Here is a 25,851-nt window from a genome sequence, read left to right as displayed (position 1 = left end):
CCTATCCAGGACGGGGATGGCCGGCTTCTGTCGCACCACGGCCGTGCTCGCCCTCGCCTGCCTGACCTCCGCCTGTCTCGTCGGTCCGGACTACGCCCGGCCCTCGGTCGAAACGCCGCTGGCCTTCAAGGAGGCGATCCCCGCTCCGGCGAAGGGCTGGACAGCCATCCTGCCCGACGATGCCGCCCCACGCGGCGCATGGTGGTCGGTTTTCCGCGACCTGGAGCTCGACCGTCTGGTCCGCCTGATCGACGTGGACAACCAGAGCTTGCGCCAAGCCCTGTCCGCCTACGAACAGGCGAGAGCCGTGGTCCAGCAAACCCGCGCCCAACTGTTTCCCACCGTCATCGGTGCACCGAGCATTCGGCAATCCGGAAACGGCAATGTCGCACGCACCACCCTAACGCTACAGGGTTCGGCGAGCTGGGAGCTCGACCTCTTTGGCCGCATTCGGCGTGGGATCGAGAGTAGCGCCGCCTCGGCGCAGGCCAGCGCCGCCAACGTCGCTCTGGTGCGGTTGACCCTCCAGAGCGAACTGACGACGAACTACTTTCAATTGCGCTACCAGGAGTCGCTGCAACGTCTCCTGACCGAGACGATCGCGGCCTACCGGAAGAGCCTCGAGATCGCCCGAAACCAGTACGCCGCCGGCGTCGCCGCCCGCTCGGACGTGATCACGGCAGAGACGCAGCTCCAGACGACCCAAGCCGCGGCGATCGCCGTTGAGCTGCGTCGAGCGACCTTCGCGCACGCGATCGCGATCCTGACCGGGCATCCCCCTTCGGAGATCTCCGTGCCGCAAGGCCGCCTCGCCTCGCGGCTGCCGAGCATACCCGGAAGCCTGCCCTCGAGACTGCTGGAGCGGCGCCCCGACATCGCGCAGGCCGAGCGTCTCGTGCAGGCGCAGAGTGCGCGGATCGGCGTAGCCGTGGCGGCGTTCTATCCGAGTGTAAACCTGTCGGCCTCGGGCGGCATCGCCGGCGATCCGACGGGTGTTTTCTTCGCGGCCGGGAACCAGTTCTGGTCGGTGACCGGCGCCGCGACGGAAGTGCTGTTCGACGGCGGTGCCCGTTCCGCTGCTCTGCGAGCGGCACGGGCGGCCTACGATGCGACGGTCGCGACGTACCGCCAGAGCGTGCTGACCGCGTTCCGCGAGGTCGAGGACGGCCTAGCCGGCGCACGCATCCTGGAGCGGCAACAGCAAGTCCAACAGGCGGCCGCGGCTTTAGCGATCCGTGCGGTCGAGATCGCGCTCAACGAGTATCGCGCCGGAACACAGAACTACACGACCGTGATCACGGCTCAGGCGATCGAACTCAACAGCCGCGTGGCGGTGCTGCAGCTTCAGCTTGCTCGCTTCACCAATGTCGTGGGGCTGATCCGGGCGCTGGGCGGCGGCTGGGATGTGCGGAGTCTCCCATCGCAAGGAGAGCTCGTCGCGACCGAACTGCCGATCGATAACACGCACGCTCTGCACACCGATGAATGAGACGATCCCGGCAGACCAAAATAGGTTTGAGATTTTATGTAACGCGTGATCGCACGGAACTCTGCGATCACGCGCGCTCGATTTCGGCGGGAGATTGGAAGAGAGACGACTGATCTCGAACCTGTCGCTTGAAATGCCTAAGCTACAGGGAGGATGGAGTCGAGTCTTCAGCTTACATGCGGTGGTTCATCCCACGCATGCTGCCGTGGCCCATGTTGCCGTGGCGCACGCCACGCTTGTTGCCGTGGCTCATGCCCCGCATGCTCCCATGTCCCATCGAACGGTCGCGCACTTGGATGACGTCCCCCCGTGCTGCGTCGACGCCGGGCTGAACCGGAACTGGGGCCGCCTGTGCGGCACCAGCCAGGGTGAGCGCCGTCAGACCGGCCGCAAGTGTCAACATCTTCATGGTTTGGATCCTGAGGCGAGAGTACCCCACCTGGGTTTGACTCGACATGAGCAAGGCTCAGAACGCCTGACATTCGGCTTCGTTCAAAATCGGCCGTCACGGAAGCGCGTGGCTCAACGCTCGGATCGTGTGGAGAGGAGGCCGCCCAAATTGGGGCGGCCTTTGTACAACATCTCGGATCGATCGCCTCTGCGATCAGTGATGATCCCGATCGCCGTGAGAGCCCTCGTGACTCGTCTCATGGCGCTCTTCGACATGACCGCCGCCGTGATCGGTGTGGGTATCCTCGACCACGTGCCGTTCCACGGCCGGTGTATGATGCACATCGTCGCCGTGGCGGTCGCCGTGGACGCCGACGCCGCCCGGACCGATTTCGATGGCCTGCGCCGAGGCCGCAGCGGGCGCGAGCGCGAAGCCGGAGGCGGCCAGGAGGGCTATCAATGACGCTGTCTTGATCACTTTATGAACTCCTCGGGATAAACCGATCGCTGCAACGTCCCACCGACGAGAAAGGATCCGTTCGCACGCGATCTCAGACGGCAGAGGTCGGCGCGGTTATGGATCAAACGCGCCGCGTGCCGCGCTCACCGTGACCGGGATAGAGGCATTTCGGCCTGGCTCCGAGAGCCGGGCCGCCGATCAGGCCAGCCGCAATCAAGCACCAGCGCCGTAGCCTTGAAGCTCGGAGCCTCACCCGTGATGGCCGCCATATCCACCGTGGCCGCCGTAGAAGCCGTGGCCATATCCGCCGTGGCCGCCGTAGAAGCCGTGGCCATATCCACCGTGGCCGCCGTAGAAGCCGTGGCCATATCCGCCGTGGCCGCCGTAGAAGCCGTGGCCATATCCACCGTGGCCGCCGTAGAAGCCGTGGCCATATCCGCCGTGGCCGCCGTAGAAGCCGTGACCATATCCGCCGTGGCCACCGTAGAAGCCGTGACCATATCCGCCATGACCGCCGTAGAAGCCGTGGCCATATCCGCCATGGCCACCATGTCCCCGGTGCCCGCCTCCATAATGGCCGAAGCCCTGGGCATATGCTGGGTTCGAGCTCGTGACAAAGCTCACCCCGACAGCAAGAACCGTCAAGATGACGCCAAGGAATACTTTTAGTTCTCGGGTCATGTTCATTGATGTTATCCTCTAATTGAAATGCCCACTTTGTCACGAAATTTGAGAAAAAGGATCCGCCTCACCGCTTGAACACGACATGAACGAGAATTTATAATTTATACATTTGCACTCTCAAACGCACAGGTTCTAAAATATGCTTATTGCGGTACGGAAGACGCCTTCGATGTTTTGGCTTGATCCGCGTGTCGGGCGGGATGTTCGTTCGACGCAGACCCTTCAGGGCCGTTGTGCCTCAGACAGGGCTTTCAGGCAGGTTGCGCGGTCACCTCTGGCATCCGCAGCCCGAGCTCGCTCTAGCGCCGCACGGTCCTCGCGCTCGTCCTCGGCGGCCCGGCTTCTGGAGCGGGTCAAGGACTCCGGGGTCGGCTGGCGATGCAGCTGAGCGCGGACACTCTGGTGTCCGGTTGTTCCTGGCAGCTCGCTCATGGCCTGTTCGTAGGCGGCAACCTCTTGACTGCAAGGACCCGCATCCGCCGGGGTGACGAGCAGGGCGCTGACCAGTGCCAGAATGAGCGAGACCGAACGCCCGCGCACGCGCGCCACCAAGCCAGGGGAGACATGCCCGGCATCGCTGCCGCGTGAGGCCGTTTGCGACTTGTCAAGGTCTCGACTCACGTTCGCCTCCCAGTTCGAGGTGCCCCGCTTCGCCGAACAGACTCCGCGCATGGCCCGAGGGTCTTCACTGTCCCGTGGGCTCAGTACCGCCCGGCGGGGGTCGAGGAACCTTTGATGCCGCCTGGGACACCGGTGGCTCCGCTCGTATCAGTCCCACCGCCGCCAGCCTGACCACCGGCGCCCGCAGTCCCGCCTCGCGCCGATCCAGCCCCCGAGGCGCCGGCTGCGCCCATTCCAGCACCAGCACCGCCGCCCGCGCCGCCACCGGCACCGCCTGCGGACCCAGCACCCCCGGCAGCACCTCCGGCAGCACCTCCGGCTCCGCCGCCGGCTTGCGCCAGAACAGCGGAGGGTGCCGTCAGAAGAAGAGCGGCTGCAATAGCCAGAACCGTTCTCGTGCCCATGTCAGATCCCTCAGATCGGTATCGCCTCACCCGCAGGTGAGCAGGATCATGGGCGAACGCGACGTCGCGCCTGTCGTTCCTCATCGGGCCTGCCACTCTGGATGGCTCGCAGGTTCCTGGCGCCTCCAGCACGGAGAGTGCTGATCCGACGCCGAGAGGTGCACCGTGTACACCAGGCGGTTCGTCGCACACCACGATTGTCCGCCCATCGCCGAGGGTCTGCCGAACCGGCCGACGATCATGACCAAACAGCTCTGCAGCCGCCGGCGGAAATCGTGGAGGACAAGAATTCCTCCTCCATCGTTGTAGGCACAGAGGATGTTGAGTCGCCAGCCGACGATATTACCGTCACATTTGAAATAGCTCGCGTGAACATTTCTGCAGTTGCTCGGTTGGACCGGTCACGAACCGCACGAGCGAGAGACGACCTCATGACCCTGATGCGCACCGGCCTGGTTGCCGTTCTCCTGTCAGCTTCCAGCCTCGCTCCAGCCCTGGCTCAGCAGGGCCAGAGTGGATCCATGTCGGACATGAAAGGCATGGATATGAAAGGCGCGGACGTGAAAACCATGAACCCGATGCAGAAGGAGTCCATGGCCGCCATGGACAAAATGAACAAGGCGATGATGGAAGGGATGATGGATGCCGATCCGGACGTCGCCTGGCTCAAGAGCATGGCCGCCCATCACCAAGGAGCGGTGGACATGTCCGAGATCGCGCTGAAACACATCAAGGACGAGAACGTGCGCAAGGAAGCTCGAAAGGCGATGGAGGAGAATGAAAAGAGCATCAAAGAAGTGAAGATGATGATCAAAAAGGAGAAACAATAGATCTCGTTTGCATAATCGCGAATGATCAATTTCTGAACTGGCTTCCGTCGATTATTCATAACTCATGATATTGGCGGAGGCTGGGCCTTGGCATTTGAACTCAATGTTTTGTTAGCTAAGTATCTTGGGCAATTTAATTCCTCAAGCGCGGCTCGAATATCGTCAATCATATCGTGATTCAAGCAGAGGAGAGGAATTTCGCAGGAAAGTTGAAAATTCGTTTGAGTTTATGAACGGACCTACCAATATAATTCACTTCTCCTGTGTTTGGATATGAATGTGACACAACCTTCCTACTGAGAGCTATTATTTATGCACATTCCGAAATATCGATCAATTCATAGGATTTAAAGGTTTCGAAAATTTGCATGTCGCACCCACCGAGCACACATATTTTCCTGGAATTCTCGTCAACTATCACGATGCGAGCCTGGTCGATTATAAACTTATTCCGGTTTATTAGGCGCCTCGAAAATTCAAATATAGTCTCAGGCGTATTTATAAAGCACCGGTTTCCATCGAAGCGTATCTGATCGTGTCTGCGTCCACGGTGCAGCTCTTCAACAAATTCTGCGGGCGCAGATTGATATAATCTCTGATCTTCCGTCGTAAAATCGAAAGTGACTGACATAACCGGCATAGACACTCCTCAGATAGTCGGATTTAATATAAAAAATGACAGATCCGGCCCAGAGCGTTTGAACTGTTCGTCCAGAACGGTCAGTCATCAATTGTAACGAAGGCTGCGCACCGTTCTGACGAGCGCCGTTTTATAAGTTGCATTAGGGGAAAATTGATGTAAAATTACAATTCTTGCCAGATCCCGAATGAGCTCGGCCTGGATCTCGCCTAATGATCGCAAATTCTATAGGCTCAGCCGGATCATCACTTGATGGACATAGAGGCCTCGTCAGCCGGCACTCGATATCATTCGGTAATCCGTATTAACCTGAGCCTTGTGTGCTGCCCTTATGTGCTGACGACGTAAATAGATAAAAGCCGTCACGCCGCGCCGCGGTTCGGGCCGATGCGGTGTCAAAATCGGGCAATCTAAAGCCTCTCTTCCCGAGGGTACCTCGGAACAGCCAAGCTGTGCCGAGGAGAAAGGGCGGGATTACGCAGCTTGTCGGCACGGCGCAGAACAGATCCTGAGCGAACCGGCTCTCAAAGATGATGTACACCGGTCCAGCTGCAGCTACTGAGGCACCCACCTTGGCAGTCCCCTGCACAGCGGTTGCCCCATGTTTGGCTCGGCAGACATGCGGGCCCATGCGCCGAGTGCCCACGGGCCGCAGTCTCACGGGACCGGGCTGCACTGAAGCCGTCTTGCTCATATGAGAGCGGGCCGGGCCCGACCTTGGTAGAGGTAATTCAGCATCCGGGGACCTCCGCCGACATAACTCGTCTGCATCGCCTCGATCACAAAGGCTGCCTCTTCGAGAAGGCGGTCGACCGGACGCTCAAGGTGACAACTGATACGGGTCCACAGCGGGTCCAGACGGCGTTGCCAGCGCGCGACCTCCGCGTCGGGCGCCAAGCCATGCTCGATGAACAATAACTGCCCGTCGGAGCGCAGCACCCTGCGGATCTCGTCGAGGCCGGTTCGTGGCTCGCGGAGGCTGCAAAGGGTCCAGGTCATGACCACGGTATCGATGCTGCCGCCCGCGAGCGGGATGCTTTCGGCAAGGGCACACGCCAACAGGATCGGGGCGGCACTCGCGCCAAGCCGGCCGCGCGCTTTGCCGAGCAACGCCGGCGACGGATCGATACCGACCACCCGATTAACCTGGGCCGTGTATAAAGGAGCGTTCAGACCCGATCCGATGCCCACCTCCAGCACGGTGCCGTGCGCCTGCGGAACGAGCCGCGCGCGGCAGGCAGCAGCCTCTTCGTTCCGCAAGGCATAGTCGACGAGGAAGGGGAAGATGCGGCGCGCGTAGAAGCCCATGGTCCAGATCTTTCCGGTTCAATGAACCACAGGGAGGAGGAGCTGCCAGGACGCGACCGCGATCGTACGACTATGCCGCTCCCATTCGGTACCGAACAAGCAGAGTCTGGATCCGGCTGTATCCGAAAGCCTTTTCCGGTTCTCCGGCAAACCCCCGATCCTCCACGTGCCGGCTCGATCCTGAACCGGCAATCCGGCATCGTCCCATAAGCCGCCGCAAATGCCGGCCTCGATCCGCCTATCGGGCTCGAACCCGCTGAAAATTTCGAAGCCGCCCGGCATTTCGTTACAAAGTCGGCAGCCGCCACGACGCTGGCCAAAGGCAACCCTGGCGGCGCAGGCGCATGTCTTGGACAGATGCCAGGACAGGAGCGAGCGCCCCGCCGCAGCACCGCCCGTCCGGCTCTGCGGCCCCCGCACGGGCGTTAAATTGCGGCCTCCGCCTCGATGCAGGGTTTCAAGGCGTTTGGCTGCCTGTTCCGCTCGGTCCGCTGTCCTGACTGCGGTCCTATTCTACTCGTGCGTGGTTACTGACCCTCGCCCTTGGGGCGTGGTTCGCGTTGCATATTGTGCAGGCGGCTGGCGTGAAAGCCGCCACGCCCGTCGCGGCGATACAGCCACCGATGCCCGATGGTTGCGAATGTTGCGATGGCTGTGCGGCGGGTGATACAGCCCGCCCGGCCCTTGAACCTGGGTCGTCGGGACATCAATCGCGTACGCGCTCGCAGATGATGAAAGGGCGAATTCGCGGAGGCCGCCCGATCCTTTTCCTTTCAAGACCTCGGTCCTGAGTTAAGTGCGCCGGTCCAGCCGGCGCGCTCGTCATCGTGCGTGCGACTATGGCAGGCGCGACTTCGCGTTCAGAACTTCGTCGAGGACGGGGCCCTCACGACACTCAGGACGAGATCGATGCCATTCCACCGTGCCCCAACCCCAAGGCCAACGATCTTCGGGCGTGGACGCGCGCGAAACCGTACCGCTTACGCTCCGGCGTCTGGCTGCAGGCCTCGGACCTTGGCCCGCATCGTGGGCCGCCATGAATTGGAAGGACCGCCATCGCGCGGGCGGGTAACTGTAACCGTTGACGCATACCCTCCGAACTTGATGGTAAGGCCATTATGATCGCCAGCGAAGGAGAGCTCAGGGGCCTGATGAGGGCCAGTCTGGACGGCGACACGGCTGCATACCGGGTGGTTCTCGACCGACTGAGCCGGCATCTGCGTGCCTTTTATCGCGGTAAGCTTGCCCGCATCGGGCGAAGCCCAGCCGAGGTGGAGGACCTCGTGCAGGACGCGCTGATGACGATCCATACGCGCCGGCATACCTACGACGTGGACCAGCCGTTCACCCCTTGGGTGCAGGCCATCGCCCGCTACAAGCTGATCGACTACCTGCGCCGCACGCGCGCCTCAATGGCCGATGTGCCCATTGAGGCTGCGGGCGACTTCGAGGCGCAGGACGACCATGCCGGCGCCGAGAGCGCGCACGACCTGGATCAGCTCCTGGCTAGGTTGCCTGAGAAGATGCGCCGCGCGATCCGCTACGTGAAGCTCGACGGCCTGAGTGTCGCCGAGGCGGCCAGTCGATGCGGCATGTCGGAATCCGCCATCAAAGTCAGCGTCCACCGCGGTCTCAAGGCCATGGCGGCCGTCATCAGCCAAGGAAGGGGACGATGAGAACGAACGAGTTGATCGAGCTGCTGAGCACGAACGTCGAGCCGACCGACCAACATCGGCTCAAGCGCGGCCTCGGCCTCGCCGCGGCACTCGGCGCGGTGGCGGCGCTCTGCGTTGCGCTCCTGTCGCTCGGAGTCCGATCGGACCTCCACCAGCCCGGCGTGCTCGGTTTCCTGCTCCTGAAGGTCGCCTTCGGCGCCGGCATCGTCCTCTTGGCCGGGTGGATGTTGGCCAAGGTCGGCCGTCCGGGTGGTGAGAGCAGGATCCGAGTCTGGGTCACCGCGGGACCATTTCTCGGGATCATAATGCTGGCCGCGCTCAGCCTTACCTCGGCACCGAGTTCGCACTGGAACCGCATGCTCGTCGGCCACATGTGGCTGGAATGCCTCGTGTCGATCCCGATCATCGCCGTGGTGCCCTTCGCCATCCTGGTCTGGGCCGTGCGGAGGTTCGCCGCGCCGACCGACCTGATGCGGACGGGTGCGCTCGTTGGGCTAGCCGCCGGCGGGATCAGCGCGATGGGATACGCCCTGCACTGCATGGACGACTCGGTCCCATTCGTGGCGCTCTGGTATGGCGGCACGATCGCGTTCTGCACCCTCGCCGGTGCTCTGCTCGGACCTCGTCTCCTGCGGTGGTGACCTGACCCAACCAGCCATCACGTAGCGCTCCCGATCCGGCATCGGTCGATGAGGACTCAAACCGATGTCGCCGAACCTCACGGCTCATCGACATTCTTTCCGTCGGCCCCAGTGCCGCGCCAGCAGCGACAGTTGCTGCTGGCGCGGCCTTGATAGGGATAATCTTACAACGCTTATTGGCCTACGTCGCCTATCGCAAGCTGGCACCCGGCACGTTCTCGCGATCATCATGCCTATTGTTGGGCGACGGCTGCGCAAGATCAATTATGAAAATTGATTTATCGAAGAACGCTATCTCATCTAATTACATTGCGTATGATAGCTGAAATTTGGTGTGCCATGAATAGGCTCGAAGCTTACCCTACGAATTAGTCCGAAGCCGTATTGCCTCTGCGTCTGGATTTGCCAGGGCAAGAGCCCAGCCCGCTGACCACCTCGCAACGAGGCGAAGTTACGTCGGTCGATGAAGGCCACTGCGAAACGCACGCCGTTTTCTGCTGCGCGTTCGGCGATCCGGCCCGTGACGGCAGGCATAAGGCCCAATCCCCTGTAGGCGCTCGGGGTGTAGGCGTTCTCCAGAAGTGCCTCGTCGTGCGACAATTCAGGGAGCGCGGCTGTGATCCGGATCGCATCGCTGTATCCGTCGGTGATCCACTGGATATGACATGGGCGGTCCGACGTCTCATCGATGGCGACGAAGCAGCGACTGCGCAATATCCCGTCTTCGACACTGCGCAGTCGCCACATAATATCTGTGCGCTCACGCTCGGCCGCGATGCCATCCGCGGCCGGAAATAAGACCGCTAGGTCCTCGACGCGGAACTCACGCAGGCTGATCGGTATCTTTGGAGTCGGCGTAGAAAATGGTACCGCCAAATCTCTACGCAGACCGATCAAGACGCGCTTGCCGTAGGGTCCCTCCTGTAGCCGGCGTGTCACCTTGGCGCCGAGACCATCGAGGCGTTCATTCCTATCCATCCGGAAGTCAGCTCCTTGGCCCGATCCGATGCGCATCGCACGACCTCCCCTTGCTTGAACGGCATCTTTTGGACCTCGATCGATCCGAGCTATCCGCGCCCCCGCGACACCCGGCAGGGCGGCCACGCGTCGGTGCATGGCCCTGGGGCTGCCGGGTGTGCGCGGGTCGAAGGCCGACCGAGACCGGGCCAAGTCCGGAGCCCCTGGGCCGGCGGTTTCCACGACCATGCCGCTGGAGCGTCCCGGCCCGCATCGCGTTCGGCTATCGCAGCAGCGTCGCGCCCAGCTGCGCCACGCCGCGCAGCACGCTCGGTGCGATGCCGAAGGCCAGCGTCGCCGCCGAGCACAGGCCGAGCGCGAAGGCGTACCCGACACCGGGCGCCACCGCCTCGGGGCGCTCGGGCTCACGGAAGTACATCTCGGCGATGACGGCGACATAGTAGGAGAGCGCCACCGCCATGTTGGCGGCCGCGAGCACGGCGAGCCAGGCGAGGTCGCCGTCGATGGCGGCCAACAGCAGGAACACCTTGCCGGCGAAGCCCGCCAGCGGCGGGACACCGGCCAGCGACAGGAGGGCGAGGGTCAGCGCCGCTGCCGACCACGGCGCACGCCGGCCGAGGCCGCGCACCATCGCGAGGCCGTCGCTGCCGGACATGCGCTCGACCCGCGCGACCACCGTGAACGCCGCGAGGTTCATCAGGAGATAGGCCACGACATAGTACCCGATGGCCGGCAGCGCCTGGGGGACGCGACCGGCGACCGCGACCGCCATCAGCATATAGCCGGCCTGGGCGATGCTGGAATAGGCCAGCAGCCGCTTTAGGCTTGCCTGGCGGAGTGCCAACATATTGCCGAAGGTCATCGTCGCAGCCGCCATGAGGGCGAGCACGGTGGGCCAAGCAGCCAGAGCCCCCGGCATCGCCTCCAGCAGAAGGCGGAGGAGACCGGCGAAGGCGGCCACCTTCGGCACGACCGAGACGAAGCCGGAGACCGGCGCCGTGCCGCCCTGGAACACGTCGGGGGCCCAGACGTGGAACGGCACCAGCGTCATCTCGAAGCCGTATCCGACGATGACCAGGCCGAAGGCGAGCGCGACCCAGGCTCGGTCGGCGCCGGCCAGCCCCGCCCCGATGACCCGCAGGTTCAGGCTGCCGGTGAGGCCGAACAGGAACGTGAGCCCGTAGGCCATCACCGCCAGCGCGGCGGCGCCGTAGAGGAAATACTTGAGCGTCGCCTCCTGGGCTGGCCCGTCGCTCCGGACGAGCAGCACGAGCAGGTAGGCGGGCAAGCTCACCATCTGCAAGAACAGGACGATCAGGCCGAGGTCGGTGGCCGCCGCGAGCCCCATGCCCCCGACGGTCGCCATGAGCAGTGCGACCGGATGGTGCGGCTCCTGCTCGCTCGCCCGGAAGTGGGAGGCGAGCGACAGCAAGCTCACCACGGCGCCGGCCTCGATGACCAGCTGGTAGAAGGCCCGGAACGGGTCGACGGCGTAGGTACCGCAGAAGGCGTCGCGCGGCGTGGCCGTCAGCATGGGCAGGGTCAAGCCCATCGCGGCGAGGAGGGCGAGCAACGCGAGCGCGGCAGGAAGGCGGCGCCACCGGCCCCGGGTCCAGCCGGCGACCGGGACCAGGGCCAGGGCGGTTCCGGCCAGGACCATCTCGGGCGCGACCGCCCCGAGATCCATGCAGCCGCCCATCGCCGCCCCGCCGGTCACGGGAGGTGCGCCAGGGCGGCGGTCGTGCCGTCGAGCAACGCGACCAGGGTAGCGGGCAGGATCCCGACCGCGACCGACAGAGCCGCGAGCGCGGCCGCCGACCAGACCTCGCCCGCAGTCAGGGGTGGCAGGGCCGGCGCATCCGCCGGCGCCCGCCCCATCAGCAGGCCGGTCACCAGCCGGAGGTAGACCGCGGTCGTGACGACGAGCGCGAGGACGGCCAACCCGGCGACCCAGGCGGAGAGCTGCAGGGCGGCGCCGACGGCCTGGAACTCGGCGATGAAGCCGGACAGGCCCGGGAGCCCGAGGGAGCCGAAGGCGAGCAGGCCGAACAGGCCGCTGAAGACCGGCATCGAGCCGATCAGGCCGCCGAAGCGGTCGAGATCCCGCGTGCCCGCGCGGTGCTGAAGCATGCCCACCAGCAGGAACATGCCTCCGGTCAGGAAGCCGTGGCTGACCATCTGGACGGCGGCGCCGTTGAGCGCGAGACGGCGCACTCCCTCGTCCCCGGACAGCGCCGCCACCGCGACGCCGAGCGTGACGAAGCCCATGTGGTTGACCGAGGTGTAGGCGACGAGCCGCTTCATGTCGGACTGCGCCAGCGCCGCCAGGGCCCCGTAGAGGAGCGACACCAGGGCCAGGGCGACCAAGACCCACCCGAACCGGGCGACGGTCTCCGGCAGGGCGGGCAGCAGGACGGCGAGCATGCCGTAGCCGCCCATCTTGAGCTGAAGGCCGGCGAGCACGACGCTGCCCTCGGTCGGGGCCTCGACGTGGGCGTCGGGCAGCCAGTTGTGCAGCGGCACGACCGGGAGCTTGACCCCGAACCCGAGGAGGAGCGCCAGGAAGACGAGGCCGCCCGCGAGTGGGGTCCGGTCCAGCGGCCGCGCCTGAACGATGGCCGGCAGCGAGAAGCTGTGCGGCTCCATGGCGAGGTAGAGGGCGAGGAAGCTGAGCAGCATGGCAAGGCTGCCGGCGCGGGTGTAGAGGAAGAACTTGAGCGCCGCGTAACGCCGCCGCTCTCCGCCCCAGATGCCGATAATGAAGTACATCGGCACCAGGCCGACCTCGAAGAACAGGTAGAACAGCAGCAGGTCCTGCGCCGCGAACAGGCCGATCAACCCGGTCGCGAGCAGGAGGAAGAGGAAGGCGTGGGCGTGCGCCCGGTCGTGCTCTGGGAGCACGTAGGCCATCACCACGGTGAGCAGAACCGCGGTGAGCAGGATCAGCGCCAGGGAGAGGCCGCCGACGCCGACGTCGTAGCTCGCCCCGAGCGACGGGATCCACGGTAGTGTCATCCGCCATTGCAGGTTGCCGGCGCCCGGATCGAAGCCGGTCCAGAGGATGACCGCCGCGCCCAGCGTCAGCACCGAACCGCCGAGGGCAACGCGGCGGACGAGGTCCGGACGGTGACGTGGCAGCGCCAGCACGGCGAGGCCCGTGAGGAGCGGCAGGAGGATGGTCGCGGTGAGCATCGGGTCCGTTCCCCTCAGGGCCAGAGCATGAGCGCGCCGGTGGCGAGCGCCGCCGCGGTCCAGGCGAACAGGCCGAGCGTGTAGAGATAGAGGCGGCCGGCCTGCAGGGCGCGGAGCCGCTCGCCGCCGCTGGCGAGCCCGGCGGCGAGACGGTCGCCGCCGCGCCCGAAACCTCGCGACTCGACGCGCCCCGTCGTCCGAGCGGCGCGCCGAGTACCCCCGGCGATGCCGCGAGCGCCCGCGTCGAGCGCGTCTTCGACCGTCGGGATCGTCCGGGCGAGTCGCATGGTCCAGCGTGCCGGGGCCTCGGTGGCCGCTGCCAGCCCGGCGGCCAGCCGTGTCGGGAATGGGCCGAGCGCGGGCGTCCCGCCCCATCCCCGGGCCGCACCGATGCCGAGGCCCAGGATCCCGGCGGCGATGCTGAGATTGCGCCACCCAGTCTCCGCTTCAGGCCCGGAGGCGAAGGGCAGGACGGCACCGAGTCGGCCCGCCAGCAGCCAGCCGAGACCCGCGGCGGCCAGCGCCAGCCCGCCCATGCCGGCGCCCATCGCCCAGCCGCTTATGCCGGCGGCGGCAGGGGCGCGTGCCCTGCCTTGGCCGAGGAAGGTCGCGGCCCCCGCGCGGCCGATGTAGACGCCCCCGAGGAAGACGAGCAGCAGGATCAGGCCCCCTGTCCCCGGCCCGTGCCGCGACGCGACGGCGAGGACCGCGTCTTCGCTCCAGTACCCGGACAAGGGCGGCACGCCAGCCAGCGCCAGAGCCGCGACGAGGAAGGCGGCCCCGGTCAGGGGCAAAGGGCGGACGAGGCCGCCGAGCCGGTCGAGGGCTCGCGAGCCCGTCCGCTCCTGCACGACGCCGGCGGCGAGGAACAGGGTCGACTTGAAGGCCGCGTGCGCCGCGAGGTGGAGCGTAGCCGCGCGCGGCCCGCCCAGGCCGAGCGCCACCATCATCTCGCCGAGCTGGGAGCAGGTGGACCAGGCGAGCACCCGCTTCAGGTCCGTCTCGGCGGTGGCGATGAGTCCGGCGGCCAGGGCCGTGACGGCCCCGGTCCAGAACAGCGCGTCGAGCGCGAAGGGCGCCGCCGCGAAGACCGGGTACAGGCGCAGCACGAGGAACACGCCGGCGGCGACCATCGTCGCAGAGTGCAGCAGGGCCGAGACGGGAGTCGGTCCGACCATCGCGTCGGGCAGCCAGGCGGAGAGCGGCAACTGAGCGCTCTTGCCGGCTGCGCCGGCCAGCATGAGGAGCGCGATCAAGGTGACTGCGCCTGGAGCGATGCCGCCGCCCTCGATGGTGCCGACGAGGGCCTCGATGTCGCTGCTCCCGACGAGGCCGAGCGCCAGGAGCCAGCCGAGCAAAAGGCCGACGTCGCCAGTCCGTGTCATCAAGAACGCCTTGGCGGCGGCCCCCGCGGCACCGGGCGCGGCATGGTCGAAGCCGATCAGGAGGAACGAAGCCAACCCGACCAGCTCCCAGGCCGCGAACAGGAGCGCGAGGGAGCTCGACAGCACGAGCGTCAGCATGGCGCCGATGAACAGGCCGAGCTCGGCGAAAAAGCGTGGCCGGTCATCCCGCCCGGCCATGTAGCCGAAGCTGTACAGGCCGACGCACAGCGCGACGCCGGCGACGATCACCGCGACGAACCACGTGAGCGGCGTCGCCGCGAGCCCGACGGTGAGCCGATAGCCGCCGCTCTCGAACCAGGTCGCCGACAAGGCGGCACCGGGCGGCATCAGCGCGAGGTCAGCCAGAGACAGGGCGACGGCGCCGACCACGAACTCGCCCCCGCCCCAGGGCAGGCGCCGGCCGAGCCAGAGGGCGGCCAGGGCCGCGAGCAGGGGCAGGAGGGGGACGGTGAGAAGTGCGATCATCGCTTGAGGTCGGCGTAGGCGTCGACCTCGGCCGTCCGCCGCTGCCGATAGAGCAGCATGACGAGGGCGAGCCCGATGGCCATCTCGACGGCGCCCACCGTGACGATCAGGATAGCGAAGATCTGCGCGGAGTAGTCGCCCGGCGCGGTGAAGCGCCAGAACGCGACGACGTTCAGGCCGATGGCATTGAGGAGCACCTCGACACCCATCAGGATCATGACCGCCGAACGCTGGGCGACCACGGTATAGAGGCCGATGGCGAACAAGAGCGCGCCGACGACGAGGTAGGCGGTCAGCGGTACGGTCATCCCGCATCTCCCCCGTGCTGGTGGTGGGGCTCGTGCCCGCTCGCGTCGCCAGCTGTCCGGTCCGGTCCCGCCAGCGGCGCGAGGCGGTCGCCCCGGATCGGTTCCGGCTTGGCGTCGACCGCGACCCGGGCGCCGCGCGAGGCGTCGTCCGGGTAGGCCGAGGGCCGGGCGAGCAGCACCGCGCCGAAGACGCCGATCAGGATCAGGAACCCGGCGCCCTCGAAGGCGACCATGTACTTGTCCATGAGGAGATGTCCGACCCGGCGCGCCGAGTCCGGGTCCGGTAGGGCGTCGGACACCGACCAGGCCGGACGCAGGACCAGCATGCCCACGAGCACGATCCCGACCCCGAGGGCGAGCCAGGCCGCGAGCGGGCGCACGGGCGTCACCATCGACATGTCCATCTTACCCATGTCCATGCCGCCGTGGCCGCCTCCATGCTCGTGCTCGTGAGAGGCTTGCCCGTGCTGACGGTCGGCTTGCTCGCTATGTCCGCCATGGGCCTCGTGCGGCATGGCTTTCGCTGCTCCGTCGTGCGCGCGGGCCTGCTCGCCGTGCGCCTCGCCGCCCTGCCGGGGCTCGTCCGGCTCGGCGTGGCCCCCGTGACCCGTGGCGGTGGCCTGGTCGCCGGCTTCGCCCTGTCGGTGGCCGTCTTGTCCGGCCTCCGAGGGCTGGCGCGGGACGAGCCCCAAGCTGGACCAGCGTTCCAGCGGGGCCATGTCCATGCCGGCCATCATCGCCCCGCCGGGGTCGTGCATGACCAGCACCATGAACAGGATCATGACCAGAAATCCGCCGATGTACATCATGACCTGAAGCAGCCCGATCAGGTCGGCGGACAGGAGGATGAACAGACCGGCGACGCCGATGAACGAGGCCATCAGGAAGATGCCCGAGCGGAACATGCTCATGGTCGTGGTCATGCCGAGCGCGCCCGCGACGGCGATAGAGGCGCACACCCCGAAGGCGGTCAGCTCGAAGGCCGCGGTCATGCCCGCGGTCCCACGCCGAGGAGGATCAGCCCGCCGACGAGGAGCACGTTGACGAGACCCGCCGGGATCAGGACCTTCCAGGACAGCGCCAGCATCCCGGCCGTCGAGAGCGGCCGGACGCAGCGCCCGAGCCCCAGCATCAGCGCCATCAGGGCGTAGGTCTTCGCCAGCATCCAGGCCCAGCCCGGCAGCCATGGTCCCGAGGGGCCGCCGAGGTAGAGCACCGCTCCGATCGCCGCGACGACGAAGAGCACCCCGGCGAGCGCGACCCGCCACAGGAGGGCGGACCAGCCGCCGGTCACGCTGAGCACGCCACCGCCGATGGAGTCCGCGAACGGCTCCAGGAACGGGGCGCGGTAGGACTGCATCAGCCCAGTGACGAGGTAGAGCAGGAAGCCTAGGGGTTGCAGGACGACGAACCACAGGTCCCGCTGCGCCTCGACGACCGTGACGGTCGATAGCGAACGGGCCATCATGACCACGCCGACATAGGCCAGCCCGAGCGGAACGACGTAGGCGACGAGTTGGGCGACGATGCGATAGAAGGCCTCCACGCTGTCAGGCGTGTTCGCGCCCCAGTCGGCGAGCGCCAGGCCGAGCACGACGAAATCGACGACCACGATGACGTAGAACAGGCCGATGCCGAGATCCCGGCCGATCAGCCCGGGCCCGAACGGCACGACCACCGTGGCGAGCGCGACCCCGGCGAGCGCCACAACCGGGCCGGCCGGCAGCAGCCACCGGTCGGCGTTGGGCAGGTCGAGGCCGCCGCGGAGCTCGGCGCCGCGCGTCGGGCCGGCGTCCCAGCCCGGACGGGCGAAGAGGCGCTCGACGGCCCAGGTCAGGCCGGCGCCGAGGAGCAGGGCGGTCACGACGGCAGCGGCGCTGGCGATCACTCCCACCGCAGGCCACCCATGCCCCAGGCATAGGCTATGCCCGCCGAGAGGAGCGCGATGAAGACCAGCATGTCGAGGAAGGCGCTCACGCCGACGTCGGCGAAGACGACCGCCCACGGGTACATGAAGATCATCTCCATATCGAAGGCGAGAAAGATCAGGGCGTAGACCGCGTAGCCGAAGCGGAGCTGCGCCCAGGCCGGGGGAGCGCCGATGGCTCGTCTGGGTGTCCGCGCGAAGGCTGCGAGGGCCAGCAAGGCGAGACCGGCTGCCATGAGCAGCACGAGCGCCACGAACCCGTAATCGCCTGCAATTGGTGACGGTGCCTGCACGCCACGCCTCACTCGGTTCCGTATGCCTGCTGGCGCGGTCCACGCCGTCAGCGATCACACACGCTTTGATCCCATAACCCCGACGAGACCGATCAAGTGCGTCACGATCGTCTGGTTCGATTGAACAGCCGCTCTTTAGATGTCTCTTGATGCCTTTTGAGGCTCGTATGTGTGGATGCTGTCGAGAAACACCTTCCGTTCTGGTGCCGTCGCAAAATGCTAAGGCCGTGCACGGAAGGTCCTCTGCGGCGCCTTCGTCCTCGGCCGACGGGACTCCGTTAACGGATCCCGAGTGGTTCAAAGCGTGTCACTCGGCATCGCCTCCCATCAGGTTAGACGGACGAAACGCATGCGCCGCCAAGACGTTCAAGCCACCACAGAGCTAAGCCTTGCAGAAGGAGCGGCTCATCACATTGAGCAAGCGGTTCTCGGAGAAGGGATCGGCTACGACTTCCTTCGACGACCCGCTTCACGATGCAGGTCCCGCACTCTGTCCGTAGCCACTCGGGGCGTGTCGCCGGTCAGCTGCTTCTGGCCATCTTTCAGAAGCTCCTTGACTAACTCAGATGCGTCGAACCGGAGATGCCTTGTGGAAGTACAGATCGGCGATGTTGTCCTTGCTCAGCGCAAAATTTCCAGCACAACAAAGGTATAATTTGTCGTCGATAACTGACTATGGGGCGTGCCAAACATGTGCGATTTGATTTCTGCTTACTTCTGTCTCGGTCTAGATGGCTGGTTCATCTTTGTGCCTCAGACCTCCGATGAACCAGCCATGCACCGTTCGTGAAGCGCCTCAACCCGCCTCACGAGCGCTGGTTCGTCCAGATGGTGCGCTTATCACTACCGCACAGTAACCGCTCCGCGAGCCTACTAGGTCAGTGATGCTCTATAACCGTCTCGTGATGGCCCTCGTCATGATGGTCATGATGGTCGCGCACGACTGGATGATCATCATGATGTTCCTCGTGCTCGTGAACAACCTCATGACGATCGTCGTGGTGATCTCCGGAGACACCAACTCCTCCGGGGCCAACGTCAACGTGCTGTGCCGATGCTCCAGCTGGTGTCAGCGCCAGGGCCGCAGCGGCCGCGAATGCGGCAAGTGTCAGTTTCATGGGGTTTCTCCGGGCTCGACGTGCCGTACGAAACGCCCCGAGGGCGGAAGCGATCCAAAAAACTAGTGCTCTGGTTCAGACGGATGATACAGCCTGGCTGCTGAGGATGGCGGCTGCGGGCTTGGTCCAGATGAAGGGTCTGGGTCGTTCGTTGTGCTCGGCGATGTAGGGTTTGATTGTCGCCTGCAAATCGACGATCCCAGTGAACGTCTCACGCCGCAGTCGCCGACGCGAGAGCGCCGAGAAAAAGCCCTCGACCGCGGTGAGTCAGAAGGCGGAGGTCAGGGTGAAGTGGAACACCCAACGCGGGTAGCGCGATAGCCAGGCCCTTTACACCTTCGCGTGGGTGCGGGTGCGACAGTTGTCGAGCACCACGTGGACGACCTTTCCGGCTGGCACCGCAGCCTCAACGGCGTTGAGGAAGCGCAGGAACCCATAGGAAGGGCGTCAACTTACGGCTGACCGAACATCGAGGTGGGCCTGATTAGATAAGGGTAGTCGGCCGGGGTGCTGAGGGTCCGCTGAAAGCCGAACGTGAAGCGGAAATCCTGGCTCCGGTCCCCTCCAAACCCGACGCCACCCGCGCCTGTGAGGATCGTCTGCGGCGTCAGTTGATAGCGCACGCCGAGTTCCGCGATGTTGATGGCACTGCGCCGAGCACGATCAGTCTCGCGGTACACGTCCGTGACGAGGAGCAGGTCATTCGTGAGCGGCTGGCTATAGGCGACGCCGACACGGTAGCGGTCCTGCCGCTCGGCGTTCGGTCCGGTGAGCGGATCGTAATTGTGGAACCAGGACGCGTTGAAGTGCAGGCGTCGTGGCACATACGAATAGGGCGAGGATCCGCTCGGGTCCAATGTGTCCAAAGATTTTGTCGCGAGAAACTTCAACTCGGTTTCCGTGCCGCCACTCTGATAGCCAAATGGTTGATACACGGTGCCTGAAACCGCAAACGCCGGCAGGACGCGGCCTTCCGTATTGAAATTGTAGAGAAGCTGCGAGCGGAACTCGCCCTGCTGCGTCTCGCTCGCATCGCCGAACCGATAAGGCACCTCGATCGTGAATTGCGTATTTGGCAACGGACCGAATTCCAGGCGCGGCACCACCCAGAAGCGGTCCTTGCCCTCGGGATCCCGGCGCGTGCGGTCGTACTGAAAGTAGCCCTGTGCTTCGATCGCATTCTGCTTGATCGCGTAGGCGTCCTCGATGGTGACGGGCAGGCCTTCCTCAAGGTTGGTGTGATCGGCGGCCGAAACGGTATCCGGGAACACAAGATTGAGGGAAGTGGCGGCAAGCAGGGCGAGAGCGAGTTCCGCAGCGATAGATCGACCGGGAATGCTGTTGTGTGGCATGGGCTTCATGACGATTTTCCTTGTCCGGGCAGTGATGTGAACGCGATCACGGTGTGAGAAGGGACACGGCTGCCGGCAAGGAAGGAGGAGGTGCGGAGGGTTCGGGGCGCGGCACCGGTGGTGCTACGAGGGTCGGCTCGACGCGCATGTCGATGGGAGGGATGCTTGGCATCCGCTCGGCCTTTCGCTTCCAGTTCGCGACCATCATGTCGGTCATCATCTGCGGCGTCTCGCCCGGCGCTGTTGCACCGGGCATCATCGTCATGCCGGGGGCGACCTGCATGATCGCGTCGCGCAGAGAACCGGGAAGCTCGCCGGGCTCGATGCCGAGCCGACCGCTCTTCATCATCTGCTGCATGATGGCGGCCTTCTGCATCTTCGAGAGGCCCTGCGGATACATCATGGGCAGCATCTCCATGAGCATCTCCATCATGATCTTGCCCATCGCGCCTTCAGGAGAGCGCACCCAGGCCGGGTAGGTGCGTGGGTCGTAGGTAGGATAGGGCTCATGGAACTTGGTCGCGTAGGCCTCGTCCCCAGGCTGATAGCCCATAGCCTCGATCACGCGGTACATCTCGTCCCGCTTCTCCTCGATCGACCAGCCCTTGTAGGCGAGGATCGAGTAGGCGATGCCGTGCAGCATGTGCAGGTTGTCGAAGATGTTCGCGCTCTCCGGGCTCATGCGCGCGTAGCGCGGCATGATCTCGCGCGACAGCACCATTCGGCCGGGGCGGTTCGGCAGGATCTCGCGGTACATGACATCCTCGACGCCCTTGACCGCGATCTCTTGGTCGCGGTTACCCGAGATCATAAAAGCTTCGTAGACAGCCGGGTGCCACCAGTGCGCGACGTAGAATAACGCTTGGTCGCGCGGGTAAAAGTTCCGGAAATAGTTGAAATATGGCTTCATCATGATGCCGACGCGGCGCATAGTCAGTTCGAGCGGTGCGACGCTTCGCGGAATGCCGGCCTGCTGAGCGTCAAGGTAGTAGCGGACCGCGCGGTCCGTCCAAATTTTCTTGTCGACCCACGAGATACCTTTGTCCGACATGATGTCGTAGGTCTGCTCATGATGCATGTGGGTCCAGTCGATCGTACGGAAGAGCGTATACATCGCCCGTGAAATATAGCTGGAATAATATTCCATCGTCGGCTCTGTCAGGGGCGGATCGATGACGTATCCGGTCGCCTCCTTGTCGAAGCGAGCGTCGACTTCGGCATGCTCTTCGAACGGCGTCAGCTGAAGCAGATCGTGCTGCTTCGAATGAAAGAAATGCATGCCGGCACCGATGCGATATGCAAAGTTGTGCCGAAAGAAAAATGCCTCGTTATAGGGACCGCGCAGGAAGTCGACATCATTGCGCTTCTCGAGCGCCCAACCGAGCTTTGGTCGCAGCATGAGGGCGGCAAGGCCGCTAGCTCCCGTGAGTAGCCCGCGTCGCGAGAGTGTCCGCATGCGTTTGTCCTCCGATATCCCACCGGAGTAGACAGAACGGCTCTATCCCGATCAAATTGGAAGTGCCATTTTCGAGCGAATTTTAGATTGTGCGGCAGTTCAGCCACATTAATATAAGTCAAAATCCACGTTGTGCCTGGATGGGCGACCGCGCGGCTCGAGATCATCAAGCTGGTGCCTGGCACACGTCTGAGAGTATTCATCTGGAGCGCAGCTCGTACGATCGGAAGCTGTGTTGAGCCGCTGGGGGTTCCCGGGGCAAGGGGGTGGTCATGCCCACAACCTTTTCGGTTGTTCTGCGCCAGCGCGTGGCGTCCGCAGTCGCGGGACGATCTGCTCCATCATGCCCACCGCCCGAGCGATCAATGAGAAGATCATCTCGCCCTGGAACCGGGGATAGCGACGAGAGAACCAGCGCTGCAAGGAATGGTTGCGCACGGTCGTGCTCGAGCCCAACATCAATGATCTCTGGGTATTCCTGCAGAGCCTCGTGTTCGGTCCGAAAGCACCGCTCGTGATCGCAATCCATGGTTCAGTCGCGCTCCCGCGACGACGTGCAGGGGCGTCGCGGATCAACGGAGGGAGAGACGACGATGAGATGCAGCGCCCTGTCGACCCTGCTTTTGCTCGGATGTCTGCACGGAGCTCATGCTCAGGAAGCCCCGTTTGGCCTGTCCTGGGGGCCCATCGACACGGTGCCGAAGCCCTCGATGGTCGACCGCGAGGCGAACATCACCGCGCTGACCTACTTCCACGACCGTCCGCTGGCCGCGGGCATCGATACGGACGAGATCATCCTGGAAGTCTGTCGGGACGAGGGCCTGCAGCAGGTCATCTGGCTCAGCCGTCCGCTCTCGGAGGCCGAACTGCCGTCGCGCTACGAGGCCATCTACCGTGAGGGCGTGCGGCGATACGGTCAGCCGCAAACCGAGCCGGGTGCCAAGGTGGTGTCGTGGCCGTCAGGACGCGCGCTCCTGGCCATTAGGAAGGCCGTTCCCGGCGAGCGGCGCTTGACCATGCTGGCCAGGGGCGACCACTACGAGGCGTGCTCGGTCGCGCACCAGGCGGCCACAGGCCACCCGGCCTCCCGGCACGCGTCGGACCTGATCCTCGGGCAGACCCCGTGAAGCAGGTCGCGATCGTCTGCACCGGGCCTACGATGGCGGTCGACCCGCAAACCGCCGAGATTGTCGGGCTCGGCGCGACGCCATATCGGCCTTGATCGGACAATCACCGCCTCGGTGGCCGGGCATGACGATGCGGCCTGAGCCCGGGGCTTCTGAGCGGTGCGCCGCAGCGGGCTTCGTCAGCGGACGACGACAGGCCGACCTGCGGGCCACGTCCTCTTCCTCTCGCGAGCAAGCCGCTTCCCCGCAAACCTGTCCCGCCGGGAGCATCTCGAACGGGACCATGGGCGCCAAGCACGCCCTCCACCGCAGGCTTCGAGGCCGGGGGTGGAGAGCCCGTACCGGTCACCCCGCGCCAGCCGTGCTGCGCAGCCGAGAACCTCACGCGTGGCATCGAACCGTCATCGGCCGTCGATAAACAGGCGCACCCGGAGATCGCCGCCTGTTTCGGCGGTGATGCGCCCCTAACCGAACCCGTGGCATTCGGGGAACGATCGATCGCGCGCACGACCACGATGCGTTTCGAATGCCGCCCCACCTCACCCGCACGCGGGTTCGCAGTCGTGATCACGGCCGATGGGAAGAGCGGCATGGCTGCCGTCGCTGCGAGCAACCCACACACTATGCCGCCTAAATTCTGGAAGTTCGGCCTCTCACCCTCCCGCTCCATAGGCGTGGCGAGGGGCGTGAGAGCGATGTCCACCTCGGTCGTGCGCGTGGCTATCTCATCGGCCGGGGTCGTCAGCTCAACGCGAACCCGGCGGCGGACTTGCACGAAGGCGGTCGTCTATGGTTAGCAGCACGGCCAAGTTTGGGCGGATGCCGCATCGTGTCCTGGTCACCGCACCGCTGGTGCGGTTTCGGTTCATGCATGTGGAGGCGGCACGATGAGCCGGTGGGGCCAGGCCGTAGGACGCCTCCGCGCAGGTGCAGGGGTTGCGACGTTGCTCGCTGGCCTGTCCACCGGCGCCCACGGGGCCGATCTCGCCACGCCGACGCCACACGACGCGACGCACCTGCCCTCCTTCGGTACGTGGGCGGGCGGTTATACCGGATGGCAGGGTAGCGCCGGTGACGCCTTCGGCGACTTCGGCTTCGGATCCGGCATGATCGGCCGCCGTTCGGTGCCGGAATTCCGCACCGGGGATGCCACGGGCCGCAACGATGCCGGTCGCAATGCGACCACCGCGCTCGGCGGCCTGTTCGGCGGGTACGCCTGGCAGATCGGCCCGTTCGTGTATGGCGTTGAAGCCGACGTTGACGCCACGAACTTGAAGCGGCCCGTGTCCTCGACCACGCCTGGGTTCGGCTTCGAGGGGCTGGACCCCGCCTTCCCTGTGATCCGGGCTAAGGCCGACGTGTTCGGGACAGCCCGAGCCCGCGTCGGCTACGCGTTCGAGCGCTATCTCGTCTATGCCAGCTTCGGGCTTGCGGGCGCTCAGGTCCGGTTTCTCACCAACTTCCCTGATCCAGCGACGACGTCAGCCCCGGCCCTTCGGCGGGGCCGCGCCTTCCTCGGGTTCTCGCTCGGTGCCGGCATCGAATATGCCATCACCGAGCACCTCGCGCTGGGACTGGAATACCGCTACCTCGACCTCGGCCGGAGCGGACGGCTCGATCTCGGCACCGTTCCGGGCGTCACCGGTGGCCCCTTCTCCGCGCGGGCCTCCTTCACCTCCAACCAAGTCCTCGCGCGCCTGTCCTGGTATCCGGGTGGTCTCGTCTTGCCGCCCGAGCCTGGCGAGGTAGCCCCCCACGATCCCGATACGGCGATCAGCGACCGCATCTCGCTGCACGGCCAGACGACCTTCGTGGACCAGGGCGTGTCCGGCTTCCGCTCGCCCTATCTCGGGCCGCAGAGCCTCGTGCCGCGCCAGGCACGCGCCACGCTGACGGCGACCGCCTTCCTCGGTTTCAAGCTCACGGACAGCACCGAACTCTACTACAACCCCGAATTCGACCAGGGCTTCGGCCTGAGCCGGACGCTCGGCGTCGCCGGCTTCGTCAACGGCGAGGCGCAGAAGGCCGGCGCGCCCTTCCCGAAGCTGCGCTCGCAACGCTACTTCGTCCGCCAGACCTTCGGCCTCGGCGGCGAGACCGAGGATGTACCGGACGGCCCGAACCAGGTCGCGACCCGCCGCGACATCGAGCGGATCACCGTGGTGGCCGGCAAGTTCGCGCTCGGCGACTTCTTCGACGGCAACACCTACGCGCACGATCCCCGCGTCGATTTCCTGAACTGGTCTCTCTGGGCGTCTGGGGCCTATGACTTCCCCGCGAACCTGCCCGGGTTCACACAAGGCGTGATGGTCGAGTACAACCGCAAGGCGTTCGCGATCCGGGCGGCCTACACGCAGGTGCCGAAAGAACCGAGCAGCAACGTTCTCGACCCGCGCATCGCCCGGAAGGGCGGCCTTACGGTCGAGCTGGAGGAGCGCCACGTGCTCCCGGGGCTCGACCAGCCCGGCAAGATCCGCCTCGGCCTGTTCACCAACGTCGCCCGCACGGCGAACTATCGCGAGGTGGTCGACCTCACTCAAGGGGGCTTCTTCGCCGATATCAACGATGCGGCCGCGGCCACCCGACGCGACCGGCGCAAGAGCGGGCTCTACCTCAACCTCGAACAGGCCGTGACGTCGCAGGTCGGCGTGTTCGCGCGGGCCAGCCTGAACGACGGACGCAACGAGAGCCTCTCGTTCGCCGACATCGACCGCAGTGTCTCCGGCGGTGTCTCGCTGAAGGGCGGCGCCTGGGGCCGGCCCGACGACACAGTCGGCCTCGGCGCTGCCATCAACAACCTGTCCCGCTCCCACCGGGATTTCTTCGCCAACGGCGGCCTCGGTCTGGTGATCGGCGATGGCCGCTTGACCTACGGCGCCGAGCGCGCGGCCGAGGCGTTCTACGCGCTGAGCCTCACGAAGGCCGTGACTGTCTCCGCCGATTATCAGCTCGTGGCGAACCCGGCCTACAATCGCGACCGTGGCCCGGCACACTTTTTCGCAGCCCGCCTCCACACGGACTTCTGACGGTCGATCCCCAGAAAACCCGCTCAAAAACGGTCATCTTCGAGCGGTCACGGCGATGGA

At 65.2% G+C, this 25,851-nt stretch carries 21 protein-coding genes and 1 pseudogene; 8 read left to right on the top strand and 14 right to left on the bottom strand.

All coding sequences use genetic code 11. The features are described 5' to 3' along the window. Positions 1 to 16: 16 nt before the first annotated feature. Positions 17 to 1,489, top strand: coding sequence for an efflux transporter outer membrane subunit (locus ABC766_RS33490; RefSeq protein ID WP_345822988.1), 1,473 nt, complete (start codon positions 17 to 19; stop codon positions 1,487 to 1,489). A gap of 172 nt (positions 1,490 to 1,661) precedes the next feature. Here the strand turns inward: ABC766_RS33490 and ABC766_RS33485 are convergent, their stop codons facing one another. Then, complete coding sequence (locus tag ABC766_RS33485) at positions 1,662 to 1,898, bottom strand: hypothetical protein (RefSeq protein ID WP_345822987.1); 237 nt, start codon at positions 1,896 to 1,898, stop codon at positions 1,662 to 1,664. A 201-nt stretch (positions 1,899 to 2,099) separates the two neighbouring features. Between ABC766_RS33485 and ABC766_RS33480 the strand changes: the two genes are divergently transcribed. Beyond that, on the top strand, positions 2,100 to 2,342 hold the full coding sequence (locus ABC766_RS33480; RefSeq protein ID WP_345822986.1) for a hypothetical protein: 243 nt from the start codon (positions 2,100 to 2,102) through the stop codon (positions 2,340 to 2,342). 246 nt (positions 2,343 to 2,588) lie between these two features. Here the strand turns inward: ABC766_RS33480 and ABC766_RS33475 are convergent, their stop codons facing one another. Continuing rightward, complete coding sequence (locus tag ABC766_RS33475) at positions 2,589 to 2,963, bottom strand: hypothetical protein (protein WP_345822985.1); 375 nt, start codon at positions 2,961 to 2,963, stop codon at positions 2,589 to 2,591. 1,516 nt (positions 2,964 to 4,479) lie between these two features. On the opposite strand from ABC766_RS33475, the gene ABC766_RS33470 reads away from it, so the two are divergent. Then, entirely contained in the window at positions 4,480 to 4,878 is a 399-nt protein-coding gene (locus ABC766_RS33470; RefSeq protein ID WP_009866023.1) for a DUF305 domain-containing protein, read from the top strand. A gap of 1,330 nt (positions 4,879 to 6,208) precedes the next feature. On the opposite strand, the gene ABC766_RS33465 is transcribed toward ABC766_RS33470, so the two are convergent. Then, entirely contained in the window at positions 6,209 to 6,826 is a 618-nt protein-coding gene (locus ABC766_RS33465; RefSeq protein ID WP_345822984.1) for a class I SAM-dependent methyltransferase, read from the bottom strand. A gap of 1,118 nt (positions 6,827 to 7,944) precedes the next feature. On the opposite strand from ABC766_RS33465, the gene ABC766_RS33460 reads away from it, so the two are divergent. Together ABC766_RS33460 and ABC766_RS33455 are read left to right on the top strand one after the other, a co-directional pair. Then, the gene (locus ABC766_RS33460) at positions 7,945 to 8,502 is read left to right on the top strand and encodes a sigma-70 family RNA polymerase sigma factor (RefSeq protein WP_345822983.1); all 558 of its coding nucleotides are present in this window, start codon (positions 7,945 to 7,947) and stop codon (positions 8,500 to 8,502) included. Then, complete coding sequence (locus tag ABC766_RS33455; protein WP_345822982.1) at positions 8,499 to 9,143, top strand: DUF1109 domain-containing protein; 645 nt, start codon at positions 8,499 to 8,501, stop codon at positions 9,141 to 9,143. The genes ABC766_RS33460 and ABC766_RS33455 overlap by 4 nt, the downstream gene beginning before the upstream one ends. Before the next feature lie 300 nt (positions 9,144 to 9,443). On the opposite strand, the gene ABC766_RS33450 is transcribed toward ABC766_RS33455, so the two are convergent. The 8 genes from ABC766_RS33450 to ABC766_RS33415 form a co-directional block, all read right to left on the bottom strand. Next, on the bottom strand, positions 9,444 to 10,157 hold the full coding sequence (locus ABC766_RS33450) for an N-acetyltransferase (protein WP_345822981.1): 714 nt from the start codon (positions 10,155 to 10,157) through the stop codon (positions 9,444 to 9,446). A 226-nt stretch (positions 10,158 to 10,383) separates the two neighbouring features. Beyond that, a complete protein-coding gene (locus ABC766_RS33445; RefSeq protein WP_345822980.1) occupies positions 10,384 to 11,838 on the bottom strand; it encodes an NADH-quinone oxidoreductase subunit N in 1,455 nt (484 codons plus the stop codon). Then, positions 11,835 to 13,313, bottom strand: a complete 1,479-nt coding sequence (locus ABC766_RS33440) for an NADH-quinone oxidoreductase subunit M (RefSeq protein ID WP_345822979.1) — start codon at positions 13,311 to 13,313, stop codon at positions 11,835 to 11,837. Before ABC766_RS33440 ends, ABC766_RS33445 begins: the two co-directional genes overlap by 4 nt. A gap of 14 nt (positions 13,314 to 13,327) precedes the next feature. Further along, complete coding sequence (locus tag ABC766_RS33435; protein WP_345822978.1) at positions 13,328 to 15,184, bottom strand: NADH-quinone oxidoreductase subunit L; 1,857 nt, start codon at positions 15,182 to 15,184, stop codon at positions 13,328 to 13,330. Next, positions 15,181 to 15,492, bottom strand: coding sequence for an NADH-quinone oxidoreductase subunit NuoK (gene nuoK / locus ABC766_RS33430; RefSeq protein ID WP_345823016.1), 312 nt, complete (start codon positions 15,490 to 15,492; stop codon positions 15,181 to 15,183). Before nuoK ends, ABC766_RS33435 begins: the two co-directional genes overlap by 4 nt. Next, positions 15,489 to 16,484 carry an NADH-quinone oxidoreductase subunit J gene (locus ABC766_RS33425; RefSeq protein ID WP_345823015.1) on the bottom strand — a complete coding sequence of 332 codons (996 nt, stop codon included), beginning with the start codon at positions 16,482 to 16,484 and terminating at the stop codon, positions 15,489 to 15,491. Before ABC766_RS33425 ends, nuoK begins: the two co-directional genes overlap by 4 nt. Beyond that, positions 16,481 to 17,386 (bottom strand): complex I subunit 1 family protein, encoded by a 906-nt coding sequence (locus tag ABC766_RS33420; protein WP_345823018.1) that lies wholly within the window; start codon positions 17,384 to 17,386, stop codon positions 16,481 to 16,483. Before ABC766_RS33420 ends, ABC766_RS33425 begins: the two co-directional genes overlap by 4 nt. Next, complete coding sequence (locus ABC766_RS33415; RefSeq protein ID WP_244537695.1) at positions 17,377 to 17,712, bottom strand: NADH-quinone oxidoreductase subunit A; 336 nt, start codon at positions 17,710 to 17,712, stop codon at positions 17,377 to 17,379. Before ABC766_RS33415 ends, ABC766_RS33420 begins: the two co-directional genes overlap by 10 nt. Positions 17,713 to 18,593: 881 nt before the next feature. On the opposite strand from ABC766_RS33415, the gene ABC766_RS33405 reads away from it, so the two are divergent. Continuing rightward, complete coding sequence (locus ABC766_RS33405; RefSeq protein WP_345823014.1) at positions 18,594 to 18,896, top strand: hypothetical protein; 303 nt, start codon at positions 18,594 to 18,596, stop codon at positions 18,894 to 18,896. A 9-nt stretch (positions 18,897 to 18,905) separates the two neighbouring features. On the opposite strand, the pseudogene ABC766_RS33400 reads toward ABC766_RS33405, so the two are convergent. The 3 genes and pseudogenes from ABC766_RS33400 to ABC766_RS33390 all read right to left on the bottom strand — a co-directional run. After that, positions 18,906 to 19,262: pseudogene (locus tag ABC766_RS33400) on the bottom strand (IS630 family transposase); the annotation flags it as partial. A 20-nt stretch (positions 19,263 to 19,282) separates the two neighbouring features. Continuing rightward, a complete protein-coding gene (locus ABC766_RS33395; RefSeq protein WP_345823013.1) occupies positions 19,283 to 20,191 on the bottom strand; it encodes a hypothetical protein in 909 nt (302 codons plus the stop codon). 37 nt (positions 20,192 to 20,228) lie between these two features. After that, positions 20,229 to 21,638: a hypothetical protein gene (locus ABC766_RS33390; RefSeq protein ID WP_345823012.1), complete on the bottom strand. Its 1,410-nt coding sequence runs from the start codon at positions 21,636 to 21,638 to the stop codon at positions 20,229 to 20,231. Positions 21,639 to 22,348: 710 nt separating this feature from the next. Here ABC766_RS33390 and ABC766_RS33385 point away from each other — a divergent pair. Together ABC766_RS33385 and ABC766_RS33380 are read left to right on the top strand one after the other, a co-directional pair. Beyond that, positions 22,349 to 22,765, top strand: coding sequence for a hypothetical protein (locus ABC766_RS33385; protein ID WP_009866219.1), 417 nt, complete (start codon positions 22,349 to 22,351; stop codon positions 22,763 to 22,765). Between the two features lie 887 nt (positions 22,766 to 23,652). Continuing rightward, entirely contained in the window at positions 23,653 to 25,791 is a 2,139-nt protein-coding gene (locus ABC766_RS33380; protein WP_192285010.1) for a carbohydrate porin, read from the top strand. Positions 25,792 to 25,851: the final 60 nt, after the last annotated feature.

It is taken from the genome of Methylobacterium fujisawaense, from assembly GCF_039619325.1.
Classification (GTDB): Bacteria; Pseudomonadota; Alphaproteobacteria; order Rhizobiales; family Beijerinckiaceae; genus Methylobacterium; species Methylobacterium fujisawaense.
This window is presented reverse-complemented; position numbering and strand designations above follow the sequence as displayed.